Origin of the sequence: Nannocystis bainbridge (assembly GCF_028368995.1) — a bacterium.
In the GTDB taxonomy this organism is placed as follows: domain Bacteria; phylum Myxococcota_A; class Polyangia; order Nannocystales; family Nannocystaceae; genus Nannocystis; species Nannocystis bainbridge.
Map to the genome: position 1 here is coordinate 186,582 of NZ_JAQNDL010000005.1, position 23,786 is coordinate 210,367.

The 23,786-nt window shown below is 70.7% G+C and carries 15 protein-coding genes; 7 read left to right on the top strand and 8 right to left on the bottom strand.

Annotated features, from left to right (window positions below; genetic code table 11):
* Nucleotides 1-94: 94 nt before the first annotated feature.
* From POL25_RS41110 to POL25_RS41135, 6 genes are all read right to left on the bottom strand, one after another.
* Nucleotides 95-892, bottom strand: coding sequence for a BPL-N domain-containing protein (locus POL25_RS41110; RefSeq protein WP_272091896.1), 798 nt, complete (start codon nt 890-892; stop codon nt 95-97).
* 74 nt (nt 893-966) lie between these two features.
* Complete coding sequence (locus POL25_RS41115) at nt 967-1,353, bottom strand: hypothetical protein (protein WP_272091897.1); 387 nt, start codon at nt 1,351-1,353, stop codon at nt 967-969.
* 313 nt (nt 1,354-1,666) lie between these two features.
* Nucleotides 1,667-7,057, bottom strand: coding sequence for a DNA repair ATPase (locus POL25_RS41120; protein WP_272091898.1), 5,391 nt, complete (start codon nt 7,055-7,057; stop codon nt 1,667-1,669).
* A 12-nt stretch (nt 7,058-7,069) separates the two neighbouring features.
* Nucleotides 7,070-9,223, bottom strand: coding sequence for a flotillin family protein (locus POL25_RS41125; RefSeq protein WP_272091899.1), 2,154 nt, complete (start codon nt 9,221-9,223; stop codon nt 7,070-7,072).
* Between the two features lie 36 nt (nt 9,224-9,259).
* A complete protein-coding gene (locus POL25_RS41130; protein ID WP_272091900.1) occupies nt 9,260-10,027 on the bottom strand; it encodes a phage tail tape measure protein in 768 nt (255 codons plus the stop codon).
* 139 nt (nt 10,028-10,166) lie between these two features.
* The gene (locus tag POL25_RS41135; protein ID WP_272091901.1) at nt 10,167-11,789 is read right to left on the bottom strand and encodes an aldehyde dehydrogenase family protein; all 1,623 of its coding nucleotides are present in this window, start codon (nt 11,787-11,789) and stop codon (nt 10,167-10,169) included.
* A gap of 362 nt (nt 11,790-12,151) precedes the next feature.
* Here POL25_RS41135 and POL25_RS41140 point away from each other — a divergent pair, with 362 nt between their 5' ends.
* Nucleotides 12,152-13,027, top strand: coding sequence for a hypothetical protein (locus tag POL25_RS41140; protein WP_272091902.1), 876 nt, complete (start codon nt 12,152-12,154; stop codon nt 13,025-13,027).
* 139 nt (nt 13,028-13,166) lie between these two features.
* Here POL25_RS41140 and POL25_RS41145 read toward each other — a convergent pair whose 3' ends face one another.
* On the bottom strand, nt 13,167-14,339 hold the full coding sequence (locus tag POL25_RS41145) for a penicillin-insensitive murein endopeptidase (RefSeq protein WP_272091903.1): 1,173 nt from the start codon (nt 14,337-14,339) through the stop codon (nt 13,167-13,169).
* Between the two features lie 257 nt (nt 14,340-14,596).
* Between POL25_RS41145 and POL25_RS41150 the strand changes: the two genes are divergently transcribed.
* The 3 genes from POL25_RS41150 to POL25_RS41160 all read left to right on the top strand — a co-directional run bounded on the left by POL25_RS41150 (nt 14,597) and on the right by POL25_RS41160 (nt 18,492).
* The gene (locus tag POL25_RS41150; protein WP_272091904.1) at nt 14,597-15,445 is read left to right on the top strand and encodes an AAA family ATPase; all 849 of its coding nucleotides are present in this window, start codon (nt 14,597-14,599) and stop codon (nt 15,443-15,445) included.
* A gap of 15 nt (nt 15,446-15,460) precedes the next feature.
* Nucleotides 15,461-17,518 (top strand): TraB/GumN family protein, encoded by a 2,058-nt coding sequence (locus tag POL25_RS41155; protein WP_272091905.1) that lies wholly within the window; start codon nt 15,461-15,463, stop codon nt 17,516-17,518.
* A 161-nt stretch (nt 17,519-17,679) separates the two neighbouring features.
* Entirely contained in the window at nt 17,680-18,492 is an 813-nt protein-coding gene (locus POL25_RS41160; RefSeq protein ID WP_272091906.1) for a hypothetical protein, read from the top strand.
* A gap of 219 nt (nt 18,493-18,711) precedes the next feature.
* On the opposite strand, the gene POL25_RS41165 is transcribed toward POL25_RS41160, so the two are convergent.
* Nucleotides 18,712-19,584, bottom strand: coding sequence for a radical SAM protein (locus POL25_RS41165; RefSeq protein WP_272091907.1), 873 nt, complete (start codon nt 19,582-19,584; stop codon nt 18,712-18,714).
* A 183-nt stretch (nt 19,585-19,767) separates the two neighbouring features.
* Here POL25_RS41165 and POL25_RS41170 point away from each other — a divergent pair, with 183 nt between their 5' ends.
* From POL25_RS41170 to POL25_RS41180, 3 genes are read left to right on the top strand one after another with little or no spacing between them, the layout of a single operon-like run.
* Entirely contained in the window at nt 19,768-20,778 is a 1,011-nt protein-coding gene (locus tag POL25_RS41170; protein WP_272091908.1) for an AAA family ATPase, read from the top strand.
* Between the two features lie 4 nt (nt 20,779-20,782).
* The gene (locus tag POL25_RS41175) at nt 20,783-21,730 is read left to right on the top strand and encodes a DUF58 domain-containing protein (RefSeq protein WP_272091909.1); all 948 of its coding nucleotides are present in this window, start codon (nt 20,783-20,785) and stop codon (nt 21,728-21,730) included.
* Nucleotides 21,727-23,742 (top strand): vWA domain-containing protein, encoded by a 2,016-nt coding sequence (locus POL25_RS41180; RefSeq protein WP_272091910.1) that lies wholly within the window; start codon nt 21,727-21,729, stop codon nt 23,740-23,742. The genes POL25_RS41175 and POL25_RS41180 overlap by 4 nt, the downstream gene beginning before the upstream one ends.
* The last annotated feature ends 44 nt before the right edge of the window (nt 23,743-23,786 follow it).

Below are 23,786 nucleotides of genomic sequence, written 5' to 3' on the forward strand. Positions count from 1 at the left end.
GTCCCTCAGGACATCTTTGGCGCTCGGTGCTCCACTGTCCCACAGCGGCGCCGCGGCTGTCTCTTTGGACAGATACACTGCCCGGTCAGCGAGCTCAGCCGAACACGTCGGCGAACCCGACGCCCGGCCCCACATCGCCGGCGGTCGCCACCCAGCGCAGCCCGCTCAGCATCAACTCTTCCTGCACCACCCCTTGCCCGCCGAGGATCGGGTTGGGCGAGAACAGCAGCACGCGGCCCTTGCCGAACTGCGACGCCGTGATCGCCGGCGTACCCAGCATCTCGCCCGGGCCTGTCCCCTTGGACGCGTTGTAAATCTCGCCCTCGAACTTCGCCAGCGACACGTACGGCGCGAGCCCCTCGACCTCGACCGGCGTGAAGATCGGCCCGTTGGCGAAGAACAGCTTGAACGGCGCGCGCCCGGGCGCCGACACGTCGAGGCCCGCGATCCCGCGCTGCCAGAAATCACCGGTCAGGTTGCGGCCGGCGACGATCCGCAGCTTGTGAAATTGATCCTCGCCCTGCAGCGCCATGTACGCCCCGGCGCACACGCCCACGTAGCCGCCGCCGCCGGCCACGAAGTCCTTCACCCGCTGCTTGCCGTCGTCGCCGAGGTTGCGCCCCTGGGCCGTGCCGCTGCCGCCCATGAAGACGACGACGTCCTCGTCGCCGAGCGACCCGCCGCGGATGTCCTGCGGGACAGTCACGCGCAGCCGAAAGCCCTCGTGTTTCTCGAGCAGCTGCTTGGCCGCCGCGAAGGCCACCGGATGGACCCCGCCGGCCTTGTAGAGCGCCACCCGCACCGGCTTCTTCCCGGCCCGCGCCCGCGCGGGCAACATCGCCCCGATCGCCGCGCCGATGGTCGCTCCGAGGATTTCGCGTCGCCGCAGCACACCCCGAGCCTGCCACATCTCCCCGCGTCGCGCCGCTTCCCGGCCTGCAGACACCCACGAGGTCGGGGGCGCGCCTAGTTGCAGATCTTCGTATCGACCAGCGCGGCCGACTCCTGCCAAACGGTGACCGCCACGCCGAGGTTCGTCGCCGCGAGGTCGCGCGCGGCCAGCCCGGACTCGTCGGTCGGAGCGACCTGCGCCTTCTTGAGCGCCGCCTGCAACGCCTCGGTCTGCCGCTTCAGCACCGCGAGCTCGGGGCTCTTGCCGCCCGCCAGCGCCGCGTTCAGCTTCTCGGCCGCCTCGGCCGCCCCCGTCAGCTCCGGATTGGCGAGCGCCGCTCGCAGCTCGCCGATCAGCGGCTTGGCCTCCTTGCACTCGCCCGGGCCGCAGCCGCCGAGCAGCGTGCCGACGACGACGACGCCCGCCAGGGAATGAACGGCCCGATTTCTCCACCCTCGCATGATCGATCGCAACATTCGAACTCCTGCTCCGCAGACCAGGTAGCCACGTTCGCATGCGCCGGACAATCACCGTGGCTGGCGAGCCGGAACCGCGAGCAATGGGCCACGCAGGCGACCTGGACGGCGATTCACGGCTCCATCGAAGGCGCCTCCGCGCCCTCGCATTCCTGCAAATGTGCCTCGCACCCATGCGAGACCTTCGCCGGTCGTCGCCGGGACAGGGACGCCGCGTACCCCACGAGCGCGACGCACACGCAGAGCGACCCGTCGATCACGCCCGACGAGCGCGGCCGTCACCGCGGCGTGCCCCGCCTCAGCGCAGGAACTTGCCTTTGAGGATCTCGTCGATCTCTTGCAGCATCCCGAGCATCTGATCGACGCGGTCCTGCAGCCCGCGCACGTCTTGCAGATTGCCCGTGGCCGCGCGCACCAGCGGAATCAGCGTGCGCTCGACGATGGCGACCTGCTGGGCCAGCAGTTCCTGCACGCCCGCCGGCGGCTCGTTGTGCACATCGACCTTCAGCGTGGCCTGATTGAGGCCCTCGAGCGCGCTGGCGATCCGCCCCACGATCGGCCGCGCCCAGTCGAGCCCGCCGGTCGTCGGCGGCGCCACGCTCGGCATCGGCAGCGTCGCCAGCTTCTTGTCCGGCTCCGGCGCCCTCGCCTGCGCCTGCGCCTGCGCCATCAGCTCGACCAGGCGCGCCTGCTGGGCCATCTGCGCCTGCTGCAGCTCCTTGCCGTTGGCCGCCTCGCGCTCGGACGCCAGCAGCAGCGAGTCCTTGACCTGTTCGACGCGCTCGGCGAGCACCGACAGCTGCCCGGCCACGCGCACGCCCGGGTCGTCGGCCGCGCCGCCGAGGCTGCGCACCCGCTGGAACTCGCGCTTGATCATCGCCCAGCGCTCGGCCCGCTCGCCCTGCAGCCGACCGCGCATCTCGGCCAGCTTGAGCAAGTTCTGCTCGGCCGCCACCGTGAGCGTCTGCGCCTCGCCGGCGTAGTGGTCGTCGACCAGGCGATCGACCTCTTCGCCGGTCATCGCCGCCGCGACCTTCTCGGCCAGCTTGTTCATGTTGCGGTAGCTGCCCTGCAGCTTGAACGCCGGCTCGGTGCGGAACTTGTCGTCCATCGCCGCCGACGCGATGTACTCCTGGTTCACGCGCAGCAGCACCTCTTGCACGCGGAACAGGTGCTTGACCACGCCGACGACCTCTTGCACCTCGGCGCCGGAGTAGCCGTACGAGAAGTCGGTCGTCGCGACCTCCTCGCCGCGCGCCATCTTGACGAACCGGTAGACATCGGCCTGCTCGCGGGTCGCCAGCGGCGCCAGCGTGCGGTTCGAGGTCAGCGTGTTCTCGATGTAGCTGAGCGAGAACGCCTCGCGGTTGCCGCCGAGGATGTCGCCGAGGTTGTAGGTGTCGGCGCGGTTGGCCAGCATGTCGGGGATCTTGAACGCCGCGCCCGACTCCGTGTACGGGTTGCCCGCCATCACCACGCAGAACTTCTTGCCGCGCAGGTCGTACGTGCGCGAGCGGCCGCGCCACACGCCCTCGATGCGGCGCTGGGCGTCGCACAGCGAGATGAACTTCTGCAGGAACTCGGGGTTGGTGTGCTGGATGTCGTCGAGGTAGAGCATCACGTTGTTGCCCATCTCGAGCGCCAGGTTGACCTTCTCGACCTCCTGCGCCGACGTCGCGTTGGGCGCCTCGGCCGGGTCGATCGACACCACGTCGTGGCCGAGCGCCGGCCCGTTGATCTTCATGAAGACCAGGCCGAGGCGGTTGGCGACGTACTCCATCAGCGTCGTCTTGCCGTAGCCGGGCGGCGAGATCAGCAGCAGCATGCCCATGCGATCGGTGCGCTTCTGATCGCCGGCCGCGCCGAGCTGCTTGGCCATGTTGGCGCCGACCAGCGGCAGGTACACCTCGCTGACCAACTTGTTGCGCACGAACGAGGTCAGCACCTTCGGCATGAACTCGTCGAGCCGCAGCCGCTTGCGCTCGCGGTCGATGAGCTGCTGACGCAGGCGACGGAACTCGCGGAAGCCCGGCACGCGCACGCGCGCGAACTCGCCGAGGCGGCCGAGGAACTCGTCGAGCCGCAGCTCGAGCGTGCGCTCGCGGATCCGCGGGTGCTGGCCCAGGAGGCCGGTGACCTGCGTGCTCTCGATCGCGCTCTGGACCTCGCGGTCGAGCTTGCGGTCGGTCAGCGCCAGCGCGGCCGCCTCGACCAGCGCCGACGCCCCCTTGGCCTGCTCCGGCAGCGCCGCCGCGAACGCCTCGAGCCACGCCTTGACCAGCTCGAAGCGCTCGCGCAGCCTGCCCTCGAGCGCGCGCAGGTCGTCGTCGAGCGCGCGCCGCTTGCCGCTGGCCTCGAGCGCGTTCAGCAGCTCCTGCCACAGCGTCTGCGCGGCCGCGCTGGTGACGAAGCGCGGCCGCTCGTCGACCAACTCCTCGACCAGATAGTTGCCCGCGGCGTGGATCTCACCTGACCCGAAGGACAGCCCGGTCTGCTGCGCCCATTCGCCGATCGCCCTGGCCAGCTCGCCGCCGAGCGCCTCGGCCGCGGCCCCGTGGCCGAACAGCGCGCGCAGCCGGCCGGCGCTCTGGGCCCGCCGATGCCACACCGCCTTGAGCTCGTTGCGGTCGAACCACGCCCAGAACAGGCAGGCCAGCGCCCGCGGCCCCGGCGACACGCGCAGCAGCCCCGCGGTCGCGTACATCGTCAGCAGCTTGTCGAGGATCAGCGCCGCGTCGCTGTCGTGCAGGCCGCGCTCATAGCCCTCGTCGTAGCGCTCGGCCGCGAACTTGCGGACCACGTCGACCAGCCCGCCCGCCTCGCGCCCGGCCGCGTGCAGCTTGTCGACCGTCAGGCCGTGCTCGCCGCGCTCGGCCGCGAACAGCACCGACGCCGCCAGGTACTCGCCGCGGTAGACCTGCTCGATCTCCGAGACCAGCTGCTGGTTCCAGAACTCCTTCGTCTTGGCGAACTCCGGGTCCTCGACCGTCTCGTAGAAGTCGGTGCCGCCGAGGTGGATCGCCATCGTCCCGTCGCGCGCCACCAGCGTCAGGTCGAGCACCTGCGTGTTGACGCTGAAGCGGAACGTGCCGAACTTGACGACCTGCGCGCCCTCCTCGAACAGCTCGAGGCGGTCTCGCAGGGCCCGCAGCGCGTCCTGGCGGGCCGCCGTGATCTTGGTCGAGATCTCGTCGGCCTTGACCGACGCGCCGAACCCCATCAATCGCTCGACCAGCTCCTTGGCCTTGAGCACCATCGCGTCGGCCGCGAAGTAGGCGTTGAGCTCGTCGGCGGTCTTGAAGGTCTGCGCCCGCCGGCCGACGCCCTCGAGGATGCGGTCGGCGGCGGCGATGAGGTTCTGCACCCGCGCCTGCCGCTCGTCGAGCAGCGTCTGCTTGCGGGCCTGGAACGCGTCGTGGACCTCCTCGCGCTTGCCCGCGATCTCGCCGAGGAACTCGTCGAACTCGGAGAATCGACCGGCCAGCTCCTCGAGCTGCACCAGCAGCTTGGCCAGCTGCTCGTCGCATTTCTCGGGCGTGTCGCACAGCGCCAGCCCCGACGACACCGTCTGGGCGAACAGCTTGAACTGGGCCGCGAACTCGGCCTTGCCCTCGGACGTGAGCAGCTGCTTGCGCACGCTCTGGAAGGTCGCGCGCACCCGGCCCAGGTGGGCGAACACCGTCGAGATGTCCTCGAGGATCTTCGTCCGCGCCACCGCGTCGCCGACTTGCAGCCCGCTGACCACCTCGGCCAGCACGTTGAGGCCGTCGCCGACGGCCGCGATGTCCTGCTCGATCGGCTGCAGCTGCGCGGCGTTGTCGACCTTCTCGAGCCTGGCCAGCACCTCGTCGAGCCGCTTGCCGACGGGGATCAGCGCCTCGCCCTTGACCAGGAACTCGACGCACGCCCGGCTGATGCGGTCGAACTCCTCGACCACCTGCTTCTCGAGCACGTCGAGCGCCGCCAGATCGATCGACCGCACCTCGCGGAGGGTGATGACGGCGCCCCGCTGGTTGCGCAGGGCCGTCAGCGCCTGCATGTACTGCTCGACGCTCTTCCAGTCGCCCGGCCGCAGCGTCTTGACCAGCGCGGCCTGCTTGGTCTGCGCGTCCTGCAGCGCCTCGCGGGCCCGCTTGCGGATCGCCACGACCTTCTCGAACTCGTCGATGATGAGCTCGCCGGTCTGGCGGATCGTCTTGACGTCGGCGGCGAGGTCACCGACATCGGCGTGGCCGAGCCAGTAGTAGTTGTCGACCAGCCGCTGCGCCTGCGCGATCAGGTCCTCGTAGGTCTCGCGCCGCGGATCGCTGTTGTCGATCAGGCGCGTGACGCTGAACGCCTCGCTGATCCCCCGCACCAGCTCGGCGTTGCCGACCTTGGCCAGGTACGAGCCGTCGGTCGGGGCCGCCGCCGCGAACTCCGCCGTCATGAACGGCGTCTGCCACACCTGCATCGGGTGCAGCTGCGCCTGCTCCTCGCTCTGGGCGCGGAACACCACCAGCTTGCCGTCGCGGAACAGGCTGTAGCCGTTGCACTGGATCGGGTTGGCCATCTCCTTGCGGATCAGGTTGTACGGGAACAGCACGTAGCGGCCCTGATCGCGGCGATAGAACACGTAGAGCACGTCTTCGCCGTTGGGCGCGTCGATCCGGCGCTCGAACTCGAAGGCCCCGGTCTCGCCGCCGAACTGCTTGGTGTCTCCCGTCGTCAGGTAATAGCCGCCGGGAAACACCACCCCGTGGCCCTCGGGCAGCTGCATGCAGCTCTGGCCGATCGCGTCGACCCGCGCGACCGACTTGAGCCGCGTGTTGTAGATGAAGAAGCGCGGCCTCTGCTCGCGGTACGGCAGGATCTGCAGCAGCACCAGCGGGCCGACGAGCGCGTACGAGAACTTGGCGTCGTCGAGCGCCTGGTTGGCGTCCTCGACCGGCTCGCGGTAGATGCCGAGGCCGTCCTTGGTGTTGTTCTCGACCTTGATCGTCAGGTCGCCGCCGACGGTCTCGACGAACACCAGGTCTTTGATCGACACGTGCGGGTGCTGGCCCGAGACCTGGTCCTCGCGCGTCGTCGGCGTCCACTCGAAGTCGTGCGAGGCCGGCTTCGGCAGCTCGCGATCGCCGCGCGTGTCGACGTAGCGGACCCCGCCGCGCGGCAGCACGTTCCAGTGCAGCACCTTGACGTCGGTCGTCGCCGCGCCGATCTGGAAGATCGCGAACAGCTTGGTGTCCGTCGCCTTCAGCCGCTGCAGCCGGGTGTCCTTGTAGTACTTGTAGATGTCCGTGAAGTCCTTGACGAACTGCTCGCCGTCGAGGAGCCCGGGCACCTTGTCGAGCGTGGCCGGATGCATGGCCTGACCCTCGGGCGCGCTGCCGTCGAAGGTCTGGATCGAGAACACGTCCTCGATCGCCACGTCCTTCTTCATGCCGAAGAAGACGTTGTAGCCGAGCAGCAGGTGGCCGCCGGTCTGCACGATGTCGGCCGGCACGCACGCGTGCTCGGTGCGCACGCGCTCGTTGGCGACCACCTGCAGCTCGCTGCCGCCGAACGCCTGCTTGCGGCGCTCGTTGAGCGCCCCGGTCTTCTCGGCCAGCGCCTTGCCCTGCACGACCAGGCGGGCGCGAATGACCTCGTAGCCGCCGCTCTCGAGCGCCTCGCCGCCGTCCTGGGGCTTGTCCTTCGCCTCTGCCATGGCGGCCCCGGCTTACTGGATCCCGAGGTCCTTGGCCTTCTCCGCCAGCGCCTGGATCTTCTTCTTCGTCGCGCCGTCGGCGTTGCGCAGCAGGTCGGCGAGGAACGCCGACAGCGTCAACTTCTGCAGGTCGTCGGCCGACACGCCGGACAGCACCTGCTTGAGGTCGTCCGGCAGGCTCTTCTTGCCGTCGAGGTAGTCGCCGAGCAGCTTCTTGAGCGTGTCGCTGTGCTCGATGGTGCCGTCGATCGACTGCGCCGTGCCGACCGCGCGCACGAACTTGTCGAAGAACTGGCCGTCGCCGCCGACGATGTTGATCTTGGCGTGCTCGAGCGCGGTCGACAGCACGCGGGCCTGAGCCTCGGCGATGGTCTTCTGGGCCGCGATCTGGGCCAGCTGGACGTCGCGGTCGCGCTCGAGCTGGAGGCGGAACTCCTCGTGCGCGCGCGGCTCGCCGGCGAAGTTCTGCATCGCCTTGCCCTTCTCGGCCAGGCCGGTCGCCTCGGCCAGCAGCTTCTCGCGGATCGCCGTCGCCTGGGCCACGCCCTGGCGCTCCTGCGCGACCGCCTGCGCCGCGCCCTGCTTCTCGACCGCCGCCGCGTCGGCCTCCTTGATCTTGACCTGGGCAAGGCCCTTCTGCTCCTCGCCGCTGGCCTCGACCGCGAAGCGCTCGCGCGCGACCGTGTTCTCGGCCATGCCGCGCTTCTCGATCGCGCCGGCCTCGGCCTCCTGCACGCGGACCTTGGCCATCCCGAGCTTCTCGGTGGCGACCGCGTCGGCCTCCTTCACGCGCACGTTGGCGAGGCCCTGCGCGGCCTCCTGGGCCTGGAGGCCCTCGGCCTCGCGGATCTTCGCCTTGGCCTGCTTGTCGGCCGACTCGAGCGCGGCCTCGGCCAGGATCAGCTGCTTCTTCGCCTCGTGCTTGGCCACTTCCTCGGAGGCCTGGGCGTTCTTCACGTCCTTGACGAGGCGCTCCTGGGCCTCGCCCTCGGCCTTGATGACGCGCGAATCCTTGACGCGGTTGGCGTCGGCCAGCGCGCGCACGTCCTTGGTCCGCTCCTCCTCCTCGGCCACGCCCTTCTCGACCGACACGCGCTCGCGGACCACGTCGGCGATCGCCTTGCGCTCGATCTCCAGCGCCTTCTCCTTCTCGATGCGGAGCAGCTCGACCGCCCGCTCGCGCGCGATCGCCTCGGTCGCGCGGGCCTTCTCGACCCGCTCCGTCTCGACCTGGACCTCGCGCTCCTTGGCCTTCTCGGCGATCAGCACCGCGCGCAGCTTGTCCTGCTCGGCCTTGCCGATCTCGGCCTCGTTGGCCTGCTGGACGACCGTCGTCTTCTTGTGCTCCTCGCTGGCGACCCGCATGGCCTCGTTCTGCTCGCGGGCCTGCGACATCGCGATCTCCTTGTGCTTCTTCGCCTCGGCGTCGGCGCGCTGCTGCTCGTAGCGGAACACCGCCTCGTCGGAGGCGAGGTTCTGCGAGCCGACGTCCATGCGCTCCTTCTGCCGCAGCTCGTTGGTGCGCACGTTCTGGGCCGCCGTGATCTCGGTGATCTTGCGGATACCCTGGGCGTCGAGGATGTTGTGCGGGTCGAGCGACGACATCGGCGTCTGCTCGAGGAAATCGATCGCGGCGTCGTCGAGGATGAAGCCGTTGAGGTCGCGGCCGATGACCTCGATCAGCTCGTCCTTGAACTGCTCGCGCTTGGTGTAGAGCTCCTCGAACATCAGCCGCTTGCCGACGGTCTTGAGCGCCTCGGAGAACTTGGCCGAGAACAGCTCGTCGAGGGTCGACTGGTCGGACGCGCGGACGCAGCCGATCGACTGCGCGACCTTCTGCACGTCCTCCGGGGTCTTGTTGACGCGGACGAAGAACGTGACCTTGATGTCGGCGCGGATGTTGTCGGCGCAGATGAGGCCCTCCTTGCCGCGACGGTCGATGTCGATCGTCTTGACCGAGATGTCCATCATCTCGGCGCGGTTGATGATCGGATAGACGACCACGCCGGAGAACGCGACCTGGGCGCCCTTGCCCCACGTATTGATGATGATCGCCTTGCCCTGGTCGACCTGGCGGAGGAATCGCGTGACCACGAACGCGATGATGAGACCCAAAAGGAGGATCGCGCCGGCGACGGCGGCGATCAGGATCAGAGTCGGATTCATGCGATTAGCGTCCCTCTCTCACGCGCGCCGCCGCGTTCACGGGCGGGCGAGGCTGTCCTTGGTCTCGAACGGCTCGACCATGTAATAGTGGGCAGCGGCGTCGTAGCTCACCAGCACCACGCGCGTGTGCCTGACCAGCGCGTTGGGGGTGGCGCAGCGGACGTCGATGATCAAGTTGGCGCCGTCCTCTTGCAGGTTGGCCTGGCCGAAGCGCTCGTCGACGCGGCCGGTGGTGACCGTCGCCAGCTTGCCGACGAGCTCCCCGCGACCGATCGGCCGGTGACGCTTGAACGCCTCGCCGAGCGCGCCGGCGATGAGGCCCGTGAGCATGCCGGCCAGCAGCACCGCGCCGAAGGCGATGCCGACGTGGACCGCGAGCGCCACGCCCCCGCCCGCCGAGGCGGCGACGCCGTGGCCCAGCATCAGCGTCGCGAATGTCGACAGCGCCCATGCGAACAGCACCAGCATGCTGATCACGACCGTCGCGGGCGCCTTGCCGAAGCCGATCGCCGCGAGCAGACTGAGCCCGCCCGCGGCGCCCTCGATCTTGCCGCCGACGGCCTCGAGCTTGCCGGTCGCGCCATCGACGGCGCCGTCGATCTTGCCGGCCATCGCGTCGAGGGCCCCGTCGACCTTGCCGCCCATCGCATCGAAGGCGCCGTCGATCTTGCCGGCCGCGCCGTCGAGCATGTCGCTGCCGATCCCGCCGAGCAGCGCGAGCAGCCAGTAACCGACCACCACCAACAGGGCGACCGTGAAGATCACGGTGGGGAAGCTGACGATCGCGGCGATGAACTCGTCCATGGGCCAGCAGCGCGGGGGTGGAAATGTTGCCACACCGCCCGCCCCTCTGCCAGGCCGCTCGACCGGTTCGGATTCGCCCGACGCGAGCGCCAGCTGTCCGTGAAGACAGGTGCTCGCGCGGATCGTCAGCGCCCGAGCTTCACGTCGTTTCGGTCGACTTCGGGCCGCGCGCGAGCGACAGCAACGAACGGGCGATCTGGAGCGCCCCACGCGCCTTCTTGCCGATCCCGGCGCCGTAGATCGCCCGCACCGCGCCCGTCACCAGCTCGAGCGTCGCCGGCCGTACGGGGTAGAGCGCCATGCCCTGCCGCACCGGGATGCGGTCAGTGACCATCGCCTTCTCGTTGCAGCAGGCGCGCAGGCCCTCGCGGCCGTTGATGCGCCCGAAGCCCGAGATCTTGAGGCCGCCGAACGGCAGCGACTGGATCATGTAGGCCAGGCCGAAATCGTTGACGGTGGTCATGCCGGCCGCGATCGCGCGGGCCAGTCGCTCGCCGCGGGCCGGATCGCGCGTGAACACCGACGAGCCGAGCCCGTACGGGCAATCGTTGGCCAGCCGGATCGCCTCGGCCTCGGAGTCGACCTTGACGATCACCATGACCGGGCCGAACTGCTCCTCACGGGTGATCCGCATGCTGTGGTCGACGTCGACCAGCACCGTCGGCGGATAGTAGTTGCCCGGCAGGTCGGTCCGCGGCTGGCCGCCGCACAGCACCCGCGCCCCCTTGGCGACCGCGTCGTCGACCAGCTCCTGCACGATCTCGAGCTGGCGCGGCATCGTCATCGCGCCGACGTCGACCTCGCCCTGCAGCGGCGGCCCCTGGCGCAGCGCCTGGGCCCGCGCCACCACCTCGCGCACGAACGCGTCGTAGATGCCGGCGAACACGTAGAGCCGCTCGGCGCCGACGCACATCTGCCCGCAGGCGTTGAACACCCCGAACGTGGCGGTGCTGACGGCCTGCTCGAGATCGGCGTCGTCGCAGATGATCATCGGGTCCTTGCCCCCGAGCTCGAGCACCACCGGCGTCAGCGTCTCCGCGGCCGCGGCCATCACCTTGCGGCCGTTCTGCGGCGAGCCGGTGAAGAAGATCTTTTCGACGCCCGAGGTCACCAGCGCGGAGCCGGTCTCGCCGTAGCCGGTGACGATCTGCACGAGGTCGGGGCTGTGGCCGCGGCGCCGCAGCACCTCGGCGAAGATCTCGACGTAGCGGAGCGACGACCAGGTCGCCAGCTCGCTGACCTTGACCACCACCGCGTTGCCGGCGAACAGGGCCGGGATCACGGGACAGAAGAAGTTGTGGAACGGGAAGTTCCACGGCGCGATCACGCCGATGACCCCGAGCGGCAGGTACTCGACGCGCGCGGCCTTGTGCGGCAGAAAGCCGGAGGTGCGTCGCTCGGCCCGGAGGTCGGCCTCGCCGTGCGCGATCGTGTAGCGGAGCTTCTCGCAGACGGGGAAGATCTCGCCCATCGCCGCATCGACCATCGTCTTCCCGGAATCGCGCACCGCCAGACGACAGATCTCCTCCTGGTGCTGAACGACGTACTTCAAGATGTCCGAAAGGACAGCCCGTCGCTCCGCCCACGACGTCGCGGCCCACGCCGCCTGGGCCGCGCGCGCCCGCTGGACCGTCGCCACCACCGCGGCCCTGTCCATCACCGCCGCCTCGCCGAAGCGCTCGCCGGTGGCCGGGTCGCTGCACGGCAGGACCGTGGGCGGCAGAGGGGGCTCGGGGGGGACAGTGCGCAGCGTGGTCGCCATGGCGCGGCACCTTAGCGGCTTTGCCGGCGCGCCGACTTGAGCCGGATCACGTCGTCTGCAAACATCGACGCGTCGTCGGTCCTCGCATGCTCCTGACCTCTGCCGCGCCGCTGATGGTCGTCGAACCCGAACTGCCCGCGCAGCGCAGGCCCGGGCCCGCCTCGACGCGTCCCGGCGCCTCACCGGGCCCGCGCCGGCTCACGCACCGCCGCGTCCCGTGGCTCGCGCGAGCGGCGATTCGGCCCACGCGCGGCCTCGGCTTCGCTCGCCGGGTGAAGCGCGCCGCGATGGATCGACGCTCGCCGCGAGTCTCCCATCACATGGTCTTCAGGACAGGTCAAACTTAACCTCAGGACATCGCCATGCTGCACGCCGTCGCCACCGCTCTGTTGCTGCTGCAACCGCCCGCGCCCGCCCCTCCGTCGCCCGCCGCCGCGCCCGCCCCTGCGCCCGCGGTCCCGTCTCCACCGAGCGCGCCCGCCCAGGCGGCTCCTCCGGCGCCCGCCCAGCCCTACGCCGACCCGACGCTCCCCGCGCAGCCCTACCCACCCGCGCAGCCCTACGCCCAGCCCACCGCGCCCGCGCAGCCCTACGCTCAGCCCACCGCACCTGCGCAGCCCTATCCGCCTGCGCAGCCCTACGCTCAGCCCACCGCGCCTGCGCAGCCTTACGCCCAGCCCTACCCGCCCGCGCAGCCGCAAGGCTACCCGCCCGCCGGCGCTCAGGGTCCTGCGAACGCGCCCGAGTCGGTCACGCACCGCCGGCTCGTGTTCGCCAACCTCTACACCCTCAACTTCAACATCCTGTCGCCGATCCCCTCCGGGGACTTCACCTTCTTCCTCGGCACCAACCTGCGCCCGCGCAAGAACCGGGCCCGCACCTTCGACTGGAACACCGCGCTCGGCTATCAGCTCACGCTCTCGGTCGGCTTCGCCGACACGCCCACCTTCGATCTGTCGCCGATCGGCTACTTCGCCTTCTTCGTCCACCGCCACCACTTCACGGCGATGGGCTACGGCGGCGAGAAGCAGCGGCTGTTCTACTCGATGGGCGGCGGCGTCATGTTCGCGCTGTCGGAGATCGGCGGCGTCGAGGGCGAGGGCCGCCTCGGCTACGTGTTCACCAGGCCGGAGCGGCGGGTCAAGGGCGTGGTCGGCGGCCAGGCGCGCCTGACCGCCGCGTTCGGGGGCATCCCGCTGCTGCAGCTGGGGCCGTTCATCGGCTTCATGGCCTTCTGACTCTTCGGACATGCCCCCGAGGACATGCGCTCAGGGGCATGTCGCAACGAACATGTCGTTCGAGACTCCTCGTGAAGCGACGCACGAGGCACGACGAACGCGAACGCCTCGGCCCGGTGAGCCGCCCGCCCCGCCGCCCTCAGCGGTGGAAGCGGACGTGAAAGTGGTCGCGGTGGCCCTTCCAGTGGCGGATGATGCCGTAGCCGCGGCCCTTGCCGCGCGGGTACTGGAACAGCTCGTCGAGCTTGGACTCCGGCACGCCCTTCTTCTTGGCGTGCTCGTAGAGGACCTTCTGCAGCCCGTAGTCGAGGAAGATCGCGCGGACTTCCTTGGTGTCGACGAACGACTTGATGAGCGCCCACGTGCGCGCGACGTCGAGGTTGTCGGCGTTGCCCGAGAGGAACCGGACCTCGCCGGCGTCGGCGCCCTTGAGCACGAGGCCGACGTCGACGTCGACGCCCTTCTGGTGCGACTTGTGGCCCTTGAGCGGACCGCCGCCGCGCGCGCTGATGTCGCCGACGTGGATCTGCGGCCCGCCCTTGATGCCCTTGAGCATGGCGTACTTCGAGATCGCGGCCTTGATCGCCTTGATCGTGGAGTTTGTCCCGAAGGCCAGGTTCGGACGCTTGATGTAATAGTGCTTGCCCGTATCGAGGGGGATGCCGATGCGCAGCACGCCGCGATCCTCGTCCTTGGTCGGCGCGAACGCGGCGATGATGCCGCGGTCGATCATGATCGTGAGCTCGTCACCCGGCCGCAGGCTCTTCGGGTCGTTGTCGAGCCGCTTGCGCAGCGAGCCCTTCTGCAGCGCGATCAGCTCGGCCACCTTCATGTGCTGCTTCTCGGCGATCCCGCTCAGCGAGTCACCGGACTTCACCGTGTAGCTGCCCTCCTCTTCGAGGTGCGGCGGCACCTCGGGGTCCGGGCAGACCAGCACGATCTGATTGACCGAGAGCTTGTCCGGGTTCTTCTGCAGCTTCGGGTTGAGCTTCTTGATGTCGCTCATCCGCACGCCGTACTGACCGGCGATGCGCCCGAGGTTGTCGCCGGCCTTGACCCTGTGCTCCCAGATCGGCGTCTTGCCGCCGCAGCGCGGGTCGCCCTTGGGCTTCTTGACCGAAGCAGACTTCGCCGGCTTCTTGCTCGACTTGGCCGAAGTCGACTTGCTCGTGGTCGGCGGCACCGGCACCGGCACCGGCACCGGCTCGGGCGCGATGACCGCTGGCGCATCCTCTTCTTCCTCCTCCTCGGGCGTGCCCGCCTCGGGCGGGTCGAGCAGGACCGGGGAGGCCGCCGCGGTGGGGACTGTCACGAGCCCGATCCACAGGGCCAGAGCGGTCAGCGCCCGCGGAAGGCGCCCGTGAGGAAGAAGTTGGCTGGTTCGCATTCAGCGCTCCTGTGCTCGAACAGGCCCGGGGGCCTGCGGCGCGGCCTTAGACCGCGGCGAGGGCGCCAGATTCATCATCCAGCGCCCTTCAGGGACAAAAGTCTCACGCGCGGCCCCCGGGCGCCACAAACTCGCGAGGTCCTCGCGGGGGCGCCCCGACGCCTGATATACCGGCACGCACGATGGAGAGCGTCGTCATCCAGGGCGTCGAATTGCGCCTCACTCCGCCCGACGAGATGCGCTGGCAGTGGGTCGGCCGGCAAGAGTTGAAGCGCCAGCTGTTGGCCGCGTGGGCCGTGTTGGACGAACAAGATCACGCGCTGTCGCCACGTTTAGTCGGCAAGCCCGGCGTTGGCAAGACGACTCTTGCGTCGGCCGCCGCGCGCGCCCTCGACGTCCCGCTCTATGTGTTCCAGGCGACCATGGACACACGGCCCGAGGATCTGCTCGTCACGCCGGTCATCACCGACGGTCAGAAGCTGCGCTACACCGCCAGCCCGCTCGTCAGCGCGATGATCAAGGGCGGCGTGTGTGTCCTCGACGAGGGCAACCGCATGAGCGAACGCAGCTGGGCCTCGCTGGCGCCGCTGCTCGATCGCCGGCGCTACGTCGAGTCGGTGGTCGCCGGCGTCAAGATCCACGCGCACCGCGACTTCCGCTTCTGCGCGACGATGAACGACGACGCCAGCACGTTCGACATCCCCGAGTACATCCAGAGCCGACTGCAGCCGCAGATCGTGATCGATTTCCCCGAGCGCGACGAGGAGCAGGCGATCCTGCAGGCCAACTTGCCGTTCGCCAGCCCGCGGATCCTCCAGTACCTCGCGGTGTTCCTCCAGCGCGCGCACGAGGACGACCAGCCGTTCACGGTGCGCGACGGCATCAACATCGCCCGCTACGCGCTCAAGCTCGGCGCCAGCGATCGCGGCGGCCTCGACGTGAAGAAGCACGTGCGCCAGGCCACCGCGATGACCCTCGGCGACGACGCGCTCGACTACCTCCCCGGCGAGGTCCCGCTCGAGCAGCCTTGACCTGAACTTTCGGCCATGTTCGACGACGCCGCCGCGACCTACCGCCCGGCCTGGCCGGACCCGCTCAGCCTCTCGCGCGACGAGCTGGCCGAGCTCGACATGATCTTGCCCGGCGTCATCGTCCTGCCGGTGCTGCACGGGCGGCTCGAGTGCGCGCAGATGGTCCGCCGCGCGATCGAGAAGTTCAGCCCGGCGGCGCTCGCCGTCGAGCTGCCGGCGGGCATCGACGCGCTGCTCGCCCGCGCGATCGCCCGTCTCCCGCTGCTCAGCGCGCTCGAGATCCCAGACGAGGCCCAGCACGGCAAGCCGCAGTACCTCGTGGTCGAGCCGGCCGACCCGCTGATCGAGGCCGTGCGCCGCGGCAGCGAGCTCGGGATCCCGGTCCATCTCGTCGACCGCGAGATCACCGACTACCCGGCCGCGCGCGACCGCCTGCCAGACGTCGCCGCGGCCGAATCGGTCGGCGCCGCCAACTGGCTGCGCGCCGCGCTGGCCGCCGCCTCGATCAGCCCGCGCGCCGCCGCCGACGAGCTGCGCGAGGACTTCATGGCCGGCTCGATCGCCGCGCTCGCGCTGCGCCAGGACCTGCCCGACGCCCCCGTGCTGGTCGTCTGCGGCCTGCACCACGCGCGCGGCCTGGTCGCGCGCCTCGGCCCGCTGCTGGCCGAGCGCGCCGCACCGCCGGCCCCGCTGCGCCGGCTCACCAGGCGCGAAGGACATGTCCTTTGGCACCTGTCCGAACAGTCCAGCGGCGAGGTGCTGAGCGAGCCGGCCTTCATCCACGCCGCCTACGAGCGCAGCCGCGGCAGCGCCCCGCCCGCCGCGCTGAGCCCCGCGAGCGCCGGCGCGGTGCTCGACCTGTTCACCAAGGCGCGCCAGGCTCCGATCCAGGACCCGTTCCGCACGCCCTCGCCGCCCGATCCGCAGGACGACCGGCCGCGCCTCACCGGGCGCACCGGCCTCTTGCTGGCGATCTGCCAGCAGGCGCGGGCGCGCTACCGCGAGCGCACCGGCGGCGATCTCCGGCCCGGCGCGATCCTCCGGCTGCTGCGCTACGCCCACGCCTACGCGCTGGAAGAGGGGGCGATCGCGCCCGACCTTTATCAGCTCGTGGTCGCCGCGCGCGGCTTCGTCGACGACACCTACGCCCAGGAGGTCTGGGAGGTCGCCACTACGTATCCGTGGCAGGCCGTGCGGCCCGACGTGCCGCCGCTCGACCTCTCGCTGCGCGACCTCCACGACCGCGTGCGCACGCTCCACTTCCACCCGAAGCTCATGCAGCGGCGGCGTCGGTTGATGAAGATCGTGCGGCCGCGAGAGAAGGAGCGGCGCAAGGGCGAGTGGGCCGAACGTTTCAAGGGCGACAGCATCTGCTCGCACCAGCCCGAGGACCTCGCGCTCGAGCACTACGGCGCGTTCCTGCGCAAGCGCACCGAGCGCGTGCTGTCCGACGCGCACACCCAGGTCGCGCCGTTCTCGACCAGCCTTTACGACGGCGTCGACGTCCGCGAGACCGTGCGGAACTGGCACCAGGGCAAGATTTACGTCCGCATCGAGCAGCTCGTGCGCGGCAAGCCCGGCGCGGTCGTGGTGATCTTCGACGACGAGCCGCTGGTGCCCGAGGACGACGAGGTCGAGCCGAAGTTCGGCTGGCACATGACCTGGCAGGGCGAGCACGAGGACGAGGGCGACATGGCGCTGTACGCCAGCGACCCGTTCGCGCAGCTCGTCGGCCCTGGCATCGGCCGCGCGCTCTACGGCGGGTTCCTCCTCAATCGTCCCCCCGGGCAGATGTTCGGGGTGTGGGAAGACCCGCACTTCGGCGACGCGCGCACCAAGTCCGAGGTGCTCTTGCGGGCCGCGCTCGACTACTCGGCCGAGCGCCTGGTCGTCTACGTCGCGGCCGCGCCGCCGCGCCCGGCCCTGCGCCAGCTCGCGCAGCGCATGGACAAGAAGATCGTCTACGTCCCGCTGGGGCAGCTGTCCCCGGTGGCGCTCAAGCGCCTGCGGGTGTTTCACGTCTTGAGCGATCGTAACGTGCGGGCGGTCGCGCACCGCTACATCCGCGACTAGGCGCACGCGAGGCGGCCGTGCCCCGCGAGCCGCGAGCGCGGACCGATTTGTTGTCACCCGGGCGTGGGTCGGTACCATGCCGCGGGTGGGGCGAGCCGGCGTGAACACAGGTCGGTCGGCCGGCGTCCCTGCGGCACGCCCCGTACCCTGAGAACCTTCCCATGCGCACTCGTTTCCTCGTCAGCACCCTCGCCCTCACCGCTCTCGTCGCAGCTCCCGCCTGTGGCGGCGACGACCCGCCCGGCTCCCTCATCGTCCCGTTCAAGATCGGCGCGAACGTCAAGTGCGACGTCCTCGGCGTCACCGACGTGACCGTCGCCCTCTACAAGTACAACGCCGCCGGCGCCGCGGGCGACCTGATCGACACCGAGGTCGTCGACTGCGAGGACGGCCAGGCCGAGTTCATGGGCCTCATCGCCGGCCGCTACAACGTCCAGGTCAGCGGCGTCGACGCCGAGGATGTCATCGTCACCGACAACTTCGACAACGACCCGGGTGACATCGCCGAGGTCACCTCCGGCGCCGAGAACACCGCCGACGTCGTGACGATGTCGCCGACCCCCGCGAAGATCCTGGTGCGCTGGCTGCTCAACGGCGGCTTCGGCATGTGCAGCGACGTGCCCATCACCAACTTCAGCGTCGCCACCTACGAGAAGAAGGGCCTGAGCGAGCTGCTCACCTACGACTTCGAGTGCGATCCCGACGAGCCGTCGATCATGGGCTACAACGCCATCATCGATCCGGGCCGCGAGATCGCCGGCGACGACCTCGACCGCGTCTACATCGACGCGCTCGACGGCAAGGGCACCAGCCTCGTCACCGCGCCGCTCGAGTTCGTCATGGAGCCGCCGGGCCACGGCCGTACCGTCAAGCTGACCGCCGTCGTCGACTGCACCGTCGACCCGTGCACCATCGACTGCGCCGCCGGCAAGGGCGCCGATCCGATGGACCCCACGCTCTGCCTGGCCGACTGACGGCCGCGCACGGCTGCCTCGGCGGCCCCCGCCTCGGGGGTCCGCCCGCGCTCGCCCCGCTCCTGCGGCGGGCCTTGAGGACATAGCTTCGAGGACATGCTCGAACGCGCATGTCCTTTCGAACATGCGCGTCCAGACATGCTCGAATGCGCATGTCCTGAAGCACGAGCGCGCGAAGCTGCGGATCCGCGAAGCGGGGCGCCCGGCAGGCGTCCTGCGCTACAGCCCGCGGGCCCACTCGGGCCGCAGCGTCACCTCGCCCGCGATCGCGCTGTCGATCGTCGCCAGGATCGCCACGCGGTCGCGCGGCAGGCGGCCGCCGATCGCCAGGTAGTTCGACGCGTGGTTGGTGCGGAACAGCGCGTCGGTCGGTCGGGCCTCGTCGACGATGGTCCGCAGCTCGCGGAGCATCTCGACCACCGACGGCAGCGCGAAGCGCCCGCGGGTCTGCAGCGTGTGCAGCGGCGTCTTCGGCACCACCGTCGTCGTCAGCGCCGACGCGAACGCCGGGTCCATCGCCGAGATCAGGCGCGCGGTCGCGGACGCGTGCTCGGCGGCGCGTTCGGTCCCCGCGATCCCGAGCAGTACGATCACGCTGAGCTCGATCCCCGCCGCGCGGGCCCGCTCCGCCGCCGCCACGTGCTCGGCGAACGTCGAGCCCTTGGCGATCCGCTTCAGCGTCGCGTCGTCGCCCGACTCGGGGCCGATGTAGAGCCGCTTCAGCCCCGCCTCGCGCAGCGCAGCCAGCTCGTCGGGCGTCTTCTTGAGGATGTTGATCGCGGTCGCGTAGCACGACACCCGCCGCAGCAGCGGGAACCCGCCGTCGGCCGCCTTGAGGATCGCCAGCCAGCGGTCCATCGGCATCCCGAGCGCGTCGCCGTCGCCGACGAACAGCTTGTCGACGCGGTTGCGAGCGATCGCGGCCGCGGTGCGCAGATCTTCGAGGCAGGCCTCGACTTCGCGCTCGCGGTAGACCTTGTCGCTGTACATGTCGCAGTAGGTGCAGCGGTTCCACGAGCACCCGACGGTCGCCTGCAGGATGTACGCATCGGCCTCCGACGGCGGGCGGTAGATCTTGCCTTCGTAGCGCATGCGGCGGTTCGTCTCTGGGGCGCACGATAGCCACACCCGTGGCGCCGGGATCCGCGCCGCCGGCACGAGCGTCCTCACGCGCACCTGTCCGCGGCCCGCGGGCGGCGCGGGCGCTTTTGCGCGCCGGACTTCGACGCCTCGGGCTCCCTGGCCGGCGGCCGTGTATGCTCTCCCGGCCCTCGCATGACGATCGCCGACACGCAAGCGCAACTCGAAGCCCTGCAGCACCGCCTTGCCGACCTCCTGCGCGAGGTCCAGACCGTCATCGTCGGCCAGGACGACGTGCTCCGGGGCATCATCACCTGCCTCCTCGCCGGCGGACACGGCCTCCTCGAAGGCGTCCCTGGCCTCGGCAAGACCTTGATGATCCGGACCCTCGCGGCCGCGGTCGACCTGTCCTTCGCCCGCATCCAGTTCACCCCGGATCTCATGCCGGCCGACATCGTCGGCACCTCGGTGCTGGTCGACCGGCCCGGCGGCGGCCGCGAGCTGGCGTTCCAGCCGGGGCCGATCTTCAACCACATCGTGCTCGCCGACGAGATCAACCGCGCCACGCCCAAGACCCAGTCGGCGCTGCTCGAGGCGATGGCCGAGAATCAGGTCACCGCGGCCGGCAAGACGCGCCCGCTGCCCGAACCATTCCTCGTGCTCGCCACCCAGAACCCGCTCGAGATGGAGGGCACCTACCCGCTGCCCGAGGCCCAGCTCGACCGCTTCCTCTTCAAGATCGACGTCCCCTTCCCCGGCGAGCGCGAGCTGCTGGCGATCCTCGACCGCACCACCGGCACCAAGACCGCCGCCGCGCGGCCGGTGCTCGACGGCCCGACCCTGCTCGAGATGCGTCGGTTCGTGCGCGCCGTCCCGGTCGTCCCCAGCGTCGCGGAGTACGTCGTGCGCGTGCTGCGGGCGACCCACCCCGACGACGCGCGGGCCACCGATCTCGTCAAGCGCTACGTCCGCTTCGGCGGCAGCCCGCGCGGCGCCCAGGCCGTCCTGCTCGCGGCCCGGATCCGCTGCGTCATGGAGGGCCGCAAGTCGCCGTCGATCGACGACGTCCGGGCCGTCGCGCCCTCGGCCCTGCGCCACCGCGTGATCCTCAACTTCGAGGGCGAGGCCGAGGGCATCGGCATCGACAAGATCCTCGCCCAGGTGCTCGCCGGCGTGCCTGCCGACGCCGACCGCGCGCGGAGCTGATCGCTTGGCCTTTTGGAAGCGCAGCGAGAGCCCGACGCCCGAGCGGCCCGCGCCCGCCGCAGCCGCCGATGATTTATTCGGCGAGGCCTTCCTCGCCAAGCTCGAGCTGTTGCAGGTGATCGCGCGCCGGCTGTTCCGCGGCAAGCAGCGCGCCGAACGCAAGACCCGCAAGGTCGGCAGCGGCCTCGAGTTCGCCGACCACCGCGAGTACAGCCCCGGCGACGACATCCGCAACCTCGACTGGGGCGTGCTCATGCGCCTCGAGCAGACCCTGGTCCGGCTTTATGAAGAGGACGAGGACCTGCCGATCCGGATCGCCGTCGACATCAGCGACTCGATGTCGACCTCGGGCGGCAGCAAGCTGCGCTACGCCCAGCAGGTCGCCGCCGCGCTGGCCTACGTCGGCCTCGCCAACCTCGACCGCGTCGGCCTGACGTGCATGAGCCGCAAGCTGCACACCACCTTGCCGGCGGTGCGCGGCAAGGGCCGGATCTTCCGCGTGTTCGATTTCCTGCGCACGGCCCCGCGCGGCGGCCCGACCGACATGCGAGCGGCGTGCGGGCGGCTCGCCGCCGAGAGCGCCCAGCCTGGCCTCACCGTCGTCCTCAGCGACTTCTACGACCTCCAGGGCGCGTTCGACGGCCTCAACCTGCTGCGCTTTCGCAAGCACGAGCCGGTGGCGATCCAGGTCATAGACCCGCGCGAGGCTCACCCCGAGCTCAGCGGCCTGCGCGGCGACGTCACCCTCGTCGACGTCGAGGGCGGCGACGCCCGCGAGGTCACGCTCAGCCCCGCGGCCCTGCGCGCCTACGGCGACGCCCACGAAAAATTCTGCCAGGCCCTCGCCGCCAGCTGCCGTAGCCGCGGGATCCCCTACTTCCGCGCCGACACCGACGTCCCGTTCGACGAGCTCGTCCTGCGCATGTTCCGGGTCGGAGGCCTGCTCCGATGACCCTGGCCGGCTGGACATGGCCCGAGATCCTCCCGGTGTTCGCCGCCGGGGCCGCCGCGATCACGGCGCTCTACCTCCTGCGCATGCGTCGGCGCCAGGTCGTGGTCCCGTTCGCCGCGCTGTGGCAGCAGGTCACCCGCGAGAGCGACACCCGCCGCCTGTGGAAGAAGCTGCGGCGGCTGCTCAGCTGGCTCTTGCAGCTCGTCCTGCTGGCGCTGCTGTGCGCCGCGCTCGGCGACCCGCGGCCCGAGAGCTGGCTGCGCGACCCGCAGACCGTGGCGATCGTCATCGACCGCTCGGCCAGCGTCGCTGGTCCGGCCGCCAGCGAGCCCGGGCTCACGCGCCTCGAAGTCCTGCTCCGCCGCGCCCGCGCCGAGATCGCCGGCCTCGGGCCCACCGATCGCGCGCTCGTCATCACTGCCGGCGCCGAGGTCGAGGTCCCGGGTCCGCTCGGCCGCGACGCCGCCCCGCTCCTGCGCGCCCTCGACGACGTCGTCCCCGGCCCCGGCGAGGCCGACCTCGGTCGCGCCCTCGCGCTCGCCCGCGCCGCCCTCACCGGTCAGGCCGGCGGGCGGATCCTCGTCCTCACCGACGGCGCCCTCGACGACGCCGCCGCCGACGCCCTCGCCGCCTGCATCTCGGGACATGTCTCTTCCGACAGCCCAGACGCCGCCGCGATCCCGTGCCAGGTCGCCCGCGCCGGCGGTCCGGCCGACAACCTCGCCCTGGTCGCCTTCGCCGCCCGCCGCTACCCCGGCGACCGCGAGCGCATCGAGGTCCTCGCCGAGGTCCACAACCTCGGCGACGCTCCGGCCAGCGCCGTGCTCGAGGTCCAGGCTGACGGCCTCGTCGTCGGTCGTCAGGCCGTGCAGCTCGGGCCCGGCGAGCGACGGCGCGAGATCTTGCGCGAGCTCGACGCCGCCCGCACCCGGCTCGTCGCCAACCTGTCCCTCGAGCCAGGTGCAGATCCACAGCTGCTCGGCCCGCCCGACGACGATCGCGCCTACGCCGTGGTCCCGCCGCTGCCGCCGTTCAAGGTCGTGCTCGTCACCGACGGCACCGACCTGTTCCTCGAGGCCGCCCTGCTCACCTTGCAGGAGCACATCCAGCTCACCGGCATCGGCCCCGCCGACGCCGCCTCGCACCCTTCGCTGGCCGAGGCCGACCTCGTCATCTTCGATCTCGGCGAGCGTCCGCTACCCGACCCGCTGCCCGCCGCCGACCTCGTCATCTTCGACCCCGCGCGGATCTCTCCTGACGCTGCCCCGATCCGCGGCGCCGGCGAGCTCGTGCGGCCCTTCCTCACCGAGCAGCACCGCGAGCACCCGCTGCTCGACGGCGTCGTCCTCAAGGACGTGAACCTCCGCCGCGGCACTCGCCTCGCCACCGAGCCGGGCGACACCGTGCTGGTGCGCAGCCTCGGCGATCCGCTGGTCGTCCTGCGTCACGAGCTCGGCGGCGACGGTCGGCGCCCGCGGGCCGTGCTCGCGCTCGGCTTCGACCCGCGTCAGACCGACCTGCCCCTTCGGACAGCCTTCCCGATCCTCGTCGCCAACATCATCGCCTACTTCGAGCAGGCCCGGCCCGGCTTCGTCGCCAGCGTGCCGGTCGGTCCCAGCCGTCCCGTCGCCGCCGCCGAGATCGGCCTCGGCGCCCAGGGCCTCGGCCAGGTCGAGGTCCGTGGCCCCGAACCGGCCGAGGTCGCCACGACCGTGCCCGTCGACGCCACCGGCGTGTTTCGCCTGCGCGCCATGCAACCCGGCATCTACCGCGTGCGCGCCGTCGACGGCGACGCCGCCGGTGCCGAGGTGCTCGTCGCCGTCAACCAGGCCAGCGTCGCCGCCTCCGACCTTCACGATCGACTCGGCGAGCTGTCGCCCGACGTCGTCGCCGGCGAGGCGAGCGCCCCGGTGCCCGTGCGCGACGAACCGCTGTGGGCCCTGCTGCTGCTCGCGGCGGCCCTGCTCATCGCGCTCGAGTGGGCGGCCTACCACCGCCGCGTCACCGTCTAGCGCCCGCTCTTCGCTGCCGCGGCGAGCCTGCGCGGCCGGCCTGG

Bases quoted from the DNA above. Each gene is read 5' to 3' on its own strand.
- POL25_RS41125 (WP_272091899.1), bottom strand. From the start codon at position 9,223: ATGAATCCGACTCTGATCCTGATCGCCGCCGTCGCCGGCGCGATCCTC.
- POL25_RS41180 (WP_272091910.1), top strand. From the start codon at position 21,727: ATGACCCTGGCCGGCTGGACATGGCCCGAGATCCTCCCGGTGTTCGCC.
- POL25_RS41150 (WP_272091904.1), top strand. From the start codon at position 14,597: ATGGAGAGCGTCGTCATCCAGGGCGTCGAATTGCGCCTCACTCCGCCC.
- POL25_RS41165 (WP_272091907.1), bottom strand. From the start codon at position 19,584: ATGCGCTACGAAGGCAAGATCTACCGCCCGCCGTCGGAGGCCGATGCG.
- POL25_RS41120 (WP_272091898.1), bottom strand. From the start codon at position 7,057: ATGGCAGAGGCGAAGGACAAGCCCCAGGACGGCGGCGAGGCGCTCGAG.
- POL25_RS41130 (WP_272091900.1), bottom strand. From the start codon at position 10,027: ATGGACGAGTTCATCGCCGCGATCGTCAGCTTCCCCACCGTGATCTTC.
- POL25_RS41140 (WP_272091902.1), top strand. From the start codon at position 12,152: ATGCTGCACGCCGTCGCCACCGCTCTGTTGCTGCTGCAACCGCCCGCG.
- POL25_RS41155 (WP_272091905.1), top strand. From the start codon at position 15,461: ATGTTCGACGACGCCGCCGCGACCTACCGCCCGGCCTGGCCGGACCCG.
- POL25_RS41115 (WP_272091897.1), bottom strand. From the start codon at position 1,353: ATGCGAGGGTGGAGAAATCGGGCCGTTCATTCCCTGGCGGGCGTCGTC.
- POL25_RS41170 (WP_272091908.1), top strand. From the start codon at position 19,768: ATGACGATCGCCGACACGCAAGCGCAACTCGAAGCCCTGCAGCACCGC.
- POL25_RS41160 (WP_272091906.1), top strand. From the start codon at position 17,680: ATGCGCACTCGTTTCCTCGTCAGCACCCTCGCCCTCACCGCTCTCGTC.
- POL25_RS41135 (WP_272091901.1), bottom strand. From the start codon at position 11,789: ATGGCGACCACGCTGCGCACTGTCCCCCCCGAGCCCCCTCTGCCGCCC.